An 8,392-nucleotide genomic window follows, 5' to 3' on the forward strand; every position below is an offset into this window, starting at 1 on the left:
CAGAATTAGGTCGCCCTCATACCCAAGTTGTCTCTTAAATTTGAGTAGCTTAAGGGAACTCAGCCTTTCAAACCTTTATGCAACAAAGCCGAACAAATCAGAAAATACAGTCTTGTATAATAAAGAACCGCCCTTTCGGGCGGTTCTTAAAATCAACAAACTCAAGCAGTTTTCACTTGCTTTGCATTTTCTCGTTCATCCACCGCTTTTTCAAGCTGTGCAAGAATCGGATTAAGTAAGGCTTGCTTACGCTTAAAGCTCGCTTTGTTCACAATCAATCGAGAAGACACTTTACAGATTTCTTCAAGAGGCTCTAAGCCATTCGCGCGAAGTGTATTACCTGTGTCCACGACGTCGACGATGTAATCACCCAAACCAACCAATGGTGCAAGCTCCATCGAACCGTAAAGTTTAATCACATCAACTTGCTCACCTAAGCTCGCATAGTATTGACGCGTCAAATTCACGTACTTGGTCGCGATCTTCAAACGACCTTTCGGACGCTCCATACCCACTTTGCCCGCTGTCATTAACTTACAGTTTGCAATTTTAAGATCTAATGGTTCATAGACATTTTGTGCACCATGTTCCATCAGTACATCTTTACCTGCAACACCAATATCAGCCGCACCATTTTCTACATACGTTGGTACATCAGATGCACGTAAAATTAAAATTCGAACATGTTTATGCGTCGTAGGAAAAATTAATTTACGCGATTTATCTGGGTCTTCTAAAAGATTAATCCCTGCTGTTTCTAGCAATGGCAATGTCTCTTTTAAAATACGACCTTTACTTAATGCTAAGGTTAAACCATGATCAAAATTGCCCATTACGTCAAAATTAGGATCATCGTTTCTCATATCGCTCATTAACTTACTCGCTCACTCGCTTAATTTGGGCACCTAAACCTTGTAATTTTGCTTCAACATCTTCATAACCGCGATCAATGTGATAAATACGGTCAATTAAAGTCTCTCCTTCAGCAGCTAAAGCAGCCAAAACTAAAGAAAATGAAGCACGCAAATCTGTTGCCATAACAGGTGCAGCTGAAAGTTTTTCAACTCCTGTTACAACTGCATCATTACCTTCAACCTGAATATTAGCGCCCATACGTGACAATTCAGGTACATGCATAAAACGGTTTTCAAAAATCGTTTCTGAAATTGTTGCAAACCCACGACCGATTGCATTGACCGCCATCAATTGTGCTTGCATATCTGTTGGAAAATCTGGATGAGGCAATGTACGGAAACTAACGGCCTTAGGACGCTTACCCATCATATCGAGTTCGATCCAATCATCACCGCGCGTAACTTCTGCACCCATTTCTTCAAATTTATCCAACACTGATTCCATCAGCAATGGATCTGTATGTGTCGTTTTAACTCGTCCGCCCGTAATAGCAGCAGCCGCTAAATAAGATCCTGTTTCAATACGGTCAGCAACAACTGAATATTCACAACCATGCAAACTTTCTACGCCAGTGACGATTAATGTATCCGTATCTAAACCTTCAATCTTCGCACCCATCTTAATGAGCATTTGTGCAAGATCAGTGATTTCAGGTTCACGAGCCGCATTACGGATGGTAGTAACACCTTCTGCTAAAACAGCAGCCATGAGGATGTTTTCTGTCCCACCCACAGTAACCATATCGAAAACAACTTCACCGCCTTTTAAGCGACCATCAACTTTTGCATTGACATAGCCTGCTTCGACTTCAATTTCCGCACCTAAAGCTTCTAATGCTTTTAAATGCTGGTCAACAGGACGTGAGCCAATAGCACAACCACCAGGTAAAGATACTTTTGCACTACCGTAGCGCGCCAGCAATGGGCCAAGCACCAAAATAGACGCTCGCATAGTCTTTACGAGTTCATATGGTGCAAATTGATTATCAAGGGTTGAAGTATCAGCGACAACAGTGTCACCTTCATACTTCATGGTAATCCCAAGACCTGCAATTAATTTTACAAGCGTATGAACATCTTTAAGCTTGGGTACATTTCTGAGCGTAATTGGTGTTTCAGCAAGAATCATTGCTGCTAAAAGTGGCAATGCAGCATTTTTTGCACCAGAGATGCGAACTTCGCCTTCTAGTCTTTTACCACCAGTGATTAGAAATTTATCCATTTATTCCTTAAGCTCCGAAAAGACTAGCTTTGCGCCATTCTTCTTTTGTCATTGCGCGTATGGTTACAGCGTGAACTGCACCACTTTTAATATATTCGTTAAGAGGAGCATAAACTGCTTGTTGACGAGCAACTGTTCTTTTACCTTCAAACAGATCATCTACAATACGGAGGTCAAATTTCCCACTTTGTCCACTTACAGCAACATCAGCAGAAGGGAAAGCAGCTTTTAAGATTTCAGTGAGCTGTTCACTATTCATTGCAAAGACCTCTCATGGGACGATCGATTGTGTAAAAACGGATTATTTTACTATAACTCATTCAATGAATTCATCTGCTATACAATTTATCTATAAAAAAAAGAGGCAATATACCTCTTTTTTTATTTTCAGCTACATACCGTCATATAGGCAGCGGCTGAAAAGCCATTTGCATTTTACGATATCGCATTAACTGTCTTTTTATTTTCTCAGTCAATTTTTTAATTGATGCATACATATCATCGCCAGATGCCTGAGCAAAAAGTTCGACGCCTGGTAAACGCACGATTGCTTCAGCTATATGATTCGAACTTCCTTTTTTCGAACGCTTATCGACTTGGTGATCCTTTGTGAGTTTCACCTGCATACTATTGACCTGATCAAGGTGCTTGGTCATTTCGGCGAATTTACAACGAATATTCTCTTCTATTGCAGGAGTAATACTTAAATGATGTCCACGAATTGTTATTTGCATAATCCTATCCCTCTCCTTCTAAAGGATTTGATTGAGTTAAGCCATGTGATTGCATGACAGAACATTCAACATAGAATTATTCTGCAAATTTAAGTCATGAAATCATGCTGGCTAAACCTCGTGTAACTAAAAAAAAGAGATTCATTATTTCGTCATAATGAACCTCTAGAATAATCACACTTCAAATTTCAGATCAAGACTTTTCGATCGGATGATGCAGGAATATGTAACGATTCGCGATATTTTGCGACTGTACGACGTGCAACATCGATACCATCCTCATTTAACAACTTAGCTAAACTGTTATCAGATAATGGTTTTCTTGGGTTCTCTTCAGCAATCAACTTTTTAATTTTTGCTCGGATCGCAGTTGAAGACGCTTCACCACCTGACGTTGTTCCAACATGGCTTGAGAAAAAATATTTAAGTTCGAACAACCCTCTCGGGGTAAGTAAATATTTATTGGTGGTTACACGAGATACTGTTGATTCATGTAACTCAACTTCCTCCGCCACATCTCTCAATACCAAAGGTTTCATTCCTTCAGCACCCAACTCCAAAAAATCTCGTTGATGCTGAACAATACATGTCGCCACTTTTAAAAGCGTTTTATGGCGTTCATCTACACTTTTAATAAAATTTTTAGCATCAAGCATTTGATTGCGTAAATATTGATTATCTGCACTTTGATCAGCTCGACGAATCATATTTGCATAATAAGGATTGATGCGTAATTTTGGCAAAATATCCGGATTTAAGTGCACATGCCAACTGTCATTTTTCTTTGCCACCACCACATCAGGTACCTGGTAATCAGATTCTTTATTCTCAAACATTAGACCTGGATAGGGTTGTAATGATTTTAAAAGTTGTATTGCTGCTTTTAACTGTTCAAGTTTAAAACCTGTTTGCTTCAGTAATTTATTTAGGTCATTGGCAATCAATAATTCATAATGCTGCAATAACAATAACGCGTCATTACGGCAAGGTAAGGTATTAGGCAATACTTGAAGCTGAACATATAAGCATTCCACAAGATTGCGTGAACCAACGCCAATCGGCTCTAGTCTTTGTATATGTTTCAACACTACTAAAATTTCATCAATCTCAACATCTTCTTCAATATCCATCTGTGCGAGTAAAGTCAGCACTGCGTGGTGAATTTCTTCAACGCTCTCATCTAAAAAGCCTTTTTCATCCAAACCATCTACGATGCAATAGGCAATCAAAAGATCAGTTTGGGAGAAATTTAGGAGATTAACTTGCTCTAAAATATGATCTTTCAGCGTATTTTGAATTGAACGATTATCCTCACGTTCTTCATATTCTGGTAATTCCATTGATGATGATTGATGGGTATAGACATCATCCCATTCCGTATCAACAGGCAAGTCATTTGGTAAATGATCTGCATTTAGTTCTCGAGTAAGATCACTAGCAGACTGTTCCTGATTCAAATCCTCCAAACTTTGCATTGGAGAATCATCATCCGCCTTTTCAAGTAAGGGGTTACTATCCAACTGCAATTGAACTTCTTGCTCCAACTCTAAGCTGGATAATTGTAAAAGTCGGATCGCTTGTTGGAGCTGGGGTGTCAAAGACAAAGAATTGGATACTTTTAGTCCTAACGCTAATTTCATAAATCATTACCCCCTAACATCGTTATTATTTAAGCAATAATCATGCCTACAATTCTTATAACATAAGTTTCAAGTGTTAGGTTAATCAATTAGTCTTAATTTTTAATAACAAATAAGGATAAAATACATTATAATTCAATCACTTTTTTTTAATTAATATTCAAAAAAATATGATCACTCAAGTTTAAATTAAAAAAATAATTTTTTAGCGTTATCTGCAGTTATGGTTGATTAAAAATAAACCACTTACTCATGATCAAGGTTTTATAAGCTCATGATTTGTTTCACGTTGATTAAAAAATCTAAATTCATTCGAATTTCGAGTATTTTTTATTCTTTACTTATTCTCATAGAAAGTATAAAAATAATTAATAGTTTATTTTGAATAGATTTCAACCAAATTTGAGAACTGTCAAAATTATAAGAACGATGCACTACAAGACATGGAGATTTCTTGATGAAAAGTCTATCTGGTAAAGTCCTTCTCAGCGCATTAGGCTTCATCATCGCTGGCGGAACAATGAGTCAAGCCAATGCCACTGACACCATTGCGAAAATCAAAAAAAATGGAAAAGTGATCATCGGGTATCGTGAATCTTCTGATCCAATCTCATATATTGTTGGTGGTAAACCTATGGGGTATGCCATCGATATCTGTAATAATGTAGCCAACGAATTAAAAAAAGAGTTAAAACTCCCCAACTTAAAAGTTGAATATAAAGCGGTTACTTCTTCCACGCGAATTCCTGAAATGCTCGCTGGAAACATTGATATGGAATGCGGCACAACAACCAATTCTGTTCAGCGACAACAGCAAGTCAACTTCTCTACAAATTACTTTGCCACTGAAGTACGTATGGCAGTCAAAGCTTCAGCGCCTTTCAAAGATTTAGGTGATTTAAATGGTAAAGCCGTTGCCACAACGCAAGGAACAACCTCGGATAAATACATCAAAATGGGTGCACGAGGAGAAAAAATAAAAGTTACCAATGTCTATGGTAAAGATCATGCTGATTCTTTTGCAATGGTCGCTTCGGGACGTGCAGCTGCATTTGTTATGGATGACAATATTCTTGCAGGGCTCATTGCCAAATCATCAAAACCTCAAGATTTTAAAATTGTAGGTCCAGTCCTTTCGTCAGAACCTTACGGAATTATGCTGCCTAAAGGCGATGCCAAGTTTAAAGCGATTGCAGATCGTGTGGTAACTGGAATGTGGAAAAATGGTCAAATGGATACCCTTTATAAAAAATGGTTCTTATCACCTATTCCACCACGCAATATCAATCTAAACATGCCTATGAGTAGCTCATTTAAAAAATTAAAAGCATCTCCGAATGATGCAGGGATTAAATAACAAAAATTATGAGGGCTTAAATAGAAACACTTAAGCCCTTTTTTCTCATAACCATTGTAGAGAATTTCAATGGCTGTTGGTTCTTTAAATTGGACGTCATTTTGCTTGGCATCCAACGAATATGGCGTTGATAAAAAAGATTGGGCTGAATCTATCTGTAGTGCGATTGGAGGCTCAAGTTATTCAGCTGTTGCTGATGCACCGACCTGGTTGCAGATACTTGGGTCAGGTATTTGGACCATGATCTGGACTGCTGTCATTGCCTTTTTCATCGCATTTTTACTTGGTTCACTTATTGGCATTATGCGTACATTACCCAATAAGTTACTTTCATTCATTGGGACCTGTTATGTAGAGTTATTTAGAAATATACCCTTAATTGTTCAATTATTTTTCTGGGCATTCGTTTTTCCTCAACTTCTACCATTAAGTATGAGTACTGGAAGTGGTGAAATGGTTCCTGGCGGATGGTGGCAAAATATTTTAAATAATAATCCAGCAATTATTGGTGTATTTGCACTGGGTCTATATACCGCTGCAAGGATTGCTGAGCAGGTTCGAGCAGGTATTAATACCGTTTCACAAGGTCAAAAAAATGCAGCTTACGCGATTGGTTTAAATTTAAACCAAAGTTATCGTTATGTCATTCTGCCAGTGGCTTATCGAATCGTTTGGCCAACACTAACATCGGAAGCAATGAATGTATTTAAAAATTCAGCTGTGCTTTTTGCCTTAAGTGTTTTGAATTTTTTTGCATATACCAAAACAATGCGAGAAGAAACCTCTCAAGACGTGGTTATTTTAATTCTTTCAACACCTGTTTATCTCATCATCACTTATTCAATTAAATACCTGATGGCATGGATTGAGAAACGAATGGCTGTACCAGGTCTAGGTTCGGGAGGTAAATAAAATGGACTTTAGTGTTCTAACTCATCCCGATGTTGTTGCAAGTTTGATCGCTGGTTTTAAATTCACAGTTACAGTAACCATTCTTTCAATTATTGGTGGGATTCTTCTTGGTACACCAATCGCAATGATGCGTCTATCAAATAATAAAATTGCCAGTGGATTTGCAAAATTTTATGTCGACTTTTTTCGAGGTGTTCCCCTCATTCAAGTTATTTTTATCTTTTACTTTTTACTTCCTAAGTTTTTCGATTTCCAATATCACACCTATTGGGGACCTTTATTTTCAAGTGTAGTAACCTTCGCCATTTTTGAGGCTGCCTTTTTTTCAGAAATTGTCCGTTCTGGCATTCAATCAGTTTCTAAAGGACAAGTGAATGCAGGTTACGCCTTGGGGTTTAATTATCGCCAGACGATGTCATACGTAGTTTTACCCCAAGCTTTTAGAAATATGTTACCCGTGATATTGACGCAATCCATTGTTCTTTTTCAAGATGTGTCTTTGGTTTATGTCATCAGTGCACCAGATTTCTTAGGCAATGCAAATACTTTAGCTAATACCTATGGTTCGGAAACCAAAGCCGTTTTCTATCTAGTTGTTGCTGTCGTGTATTTTGTCATTTCATTTGCACTTTCACGACTAGTTAAACGCTTACATCAAAAAATCGCCATTATTCGATAAGGAGAATCAAAATGCCAATGATTGAAATTCAAGATGTATCCAAATGGTATGGAGATTTTCAGGTACTTAGCGAATGCTCAACCACTATCAACAAAGGTGAAGTTGTCGTTGTATGCGGTCCATCTGGCTCAGGTAAATCTACACTTATTAAGACAGTGAATGCTTTAGAACCTTTTCAACAAGGAAATATTATCGTTGATGGTACCGCTTTAAAAGACTCTAAAACGAATCTAGCAAAATTCAGATCTAGAGTAGGTATGGTATTTCAACATTTTGAACTATTTCCTCATATGACTGTGTTAGATAACCTAACTATAGGACAAATCAAAGTACTTAATCGCTCAACTGAAGAAGCTAAAATAAAGGCCTTACAATATTTGGATCGAGTGGGTTTGACAGCACACAAAGATAAATTTCCAGGACAATTATCAGGTGGTCAACAACAACGTGTCGCGATTGCACGTGGTCTTTGTATGGACCCAGTCTGTATGCTTTTTGATGAACCCACTTCCGCATTAGATCCTGAAATGGTCGGTGAAGTGCTTGAAGTCATGAGCCAACTTGCAAAAGAAGGCATGACGATGATGTGTGTTACGCATGAAATGGGATTTGCAAAAAAAGTTTCAGATCGAGTGATATTTATGGATCAAGGCAAAATTCTAGAAGATTGCCCGACTGATGACTTCTTTAATAAGCCACAAGAGCGACATGAAAGAACAAAGTATTTTTTAGAGAAAATTTCAGCAGTACATTAAATATTAGATTAAATCCGAAAGTTTCGCGATAACTACTTAAATTATTTTCAAATTCAATTTTTTGATATAAAAAAACACCCCCTTCGAATGAAGGGGGTGTTTAGAATAATGAGCTGGCGATGACTTACTCTCACATGGGTAACCCCACACTACCATCAGCGCTAAGAGGTTTCACTTCT

At 37.8% G+C, this 8,392-nt stretch carries 9 protein-coding genes; 4 read left to right on the forward strand and 5 right to left on the reverse strand.

Going from position 1 to position 8,392, the window contains the following annotated elements:
- Positions 1-161: 161 nt before the first annotated feature.
- The 5 genes from hisG to AC1M9D_RS13590 form a co-directional block, all read right to left on the reverse strand.
- On the reverse strand, positions 162-872 hold the full coding sequence (hisG, locus tag AC1M9D_RS13570) for an ATP phosphoribosyltransferase (protein WP_481590807.1): 711 nt from the start codon (positions 870-872) through the stop codon (positions 162-164).
- Between the two features lie 4 nt (positions 873-876).
- Positions 877-2,136, reverse strand: a complete 1,260-nt coding sequence (gene murA / locus AC1M9D_RS13575) for a UDP-N-acetylglucosamine 1-carboxyvinyltransferase (RefSeq protein ID WP_180000148.1) — start codon at positions 2,134-2,136, stop codon at positions 877-879.
- Between the two features lie 7 nt (positions 2,137-2,143).
- Positions 2,144-2,395: a BolA family iron metabolism protein IbaG gene (gene ibaG / locus AC1M9D_RS13580; RefSeq protein WP_035268923.1), complete on the reverse strand. Its 252-nt coding sequence runs from the start codon at positions 2,393-2,395 to the stop codon at positions 2,144-2,146.
- 142 nt (positions 2,396-2,537) lie between these two features.
- Entirely contained in the window at positions 2,538-2,870 is a 333-nt protein-coding gene (gene hpf, locus AC1M9D_RS13585) for a ribosome hibernation-promoting factor, HPF/YfiA family (RefSeq protein ID WP_035268921.1), read from the reverse strand.
- A 188-nt stretch (positions 2,871-3,058) separates the two neighbouring features.
- The gene (locus AC1M9D_RS13590; protein WP_481612403.1) at positions 3,059-4,510 is read right to left on the reverse strand and encodes an RNA polymerase factor sigma-54; all 1,452 of its coding nucleotides are present in this window, start codon (positions 4,508-4,510) and stop codon (positions 3,059-3,061) included.
- Positions 4,511-4,967: 457 nt separating this feature from the next.
- On the opposite strand from AC1M9D_RS13590, the gene AC1M9D_RS13595 reads away from it, so the two are divergent.
- The 4 genes from AC1M9D_RS13595 (at position 4,968) to AC1M9D_RS13610 (ending at position 8,213) form a co-directional block, all read left to right on the forward strand.
- Complete coding sequence (locus AC1M9D_RS13595) at positions 4,968-5,867, forward strand: amino acid ABC transporter substrate-binding protein (RefSeq protein WP_481612404.1); 900 nt, start codon at positions 4,968-4,970, stop codon at positions 5,865-5,867.
- Positions 5,868-5,936: 69 nt separating this feature from the next.
- Positions 5,937-6,779, forward strand: coding sequence for an amino acid ABC transporter permease (locus AC1M9D_RS13600; RefSeq protein WP_035270829.1), 843 nt, complete (start codon positions 5,937-5,939; stop codon positions 6,777-6,779).
- A 1-nt stretch (position 6,780) separates the two neighbouring features.
- Positions 6,781-7,458, forward strand: coding sequence for an amino acid ABC transporter permease (locus AC1M9D_RS13605; RefSeq protein WP_180028741.1), 678 nt, complete (start codon positions 6,781-6,783; stop codon positions 7,456-7,458).
- Positions 7,459-7,469: 11 nt separating this feature from the next.
- Positions 7,470-8,213 (forward strand): amino acid ABC transporter ATP-binding protein, encoded by a 744-nt coding sequence (locus AC1M9D_RS13610; RefSeq protein WP_481612405.1) that lies wholly within the window; start codon positions 7,470-7,472, stop codon positions 8,211-8,213.
- Positions 8,214-8,392: the final 179 nt, after the last annotated feature.

Source organism: Acinetobacter sp. ANC_7682 (assembly GCF_056779795.1).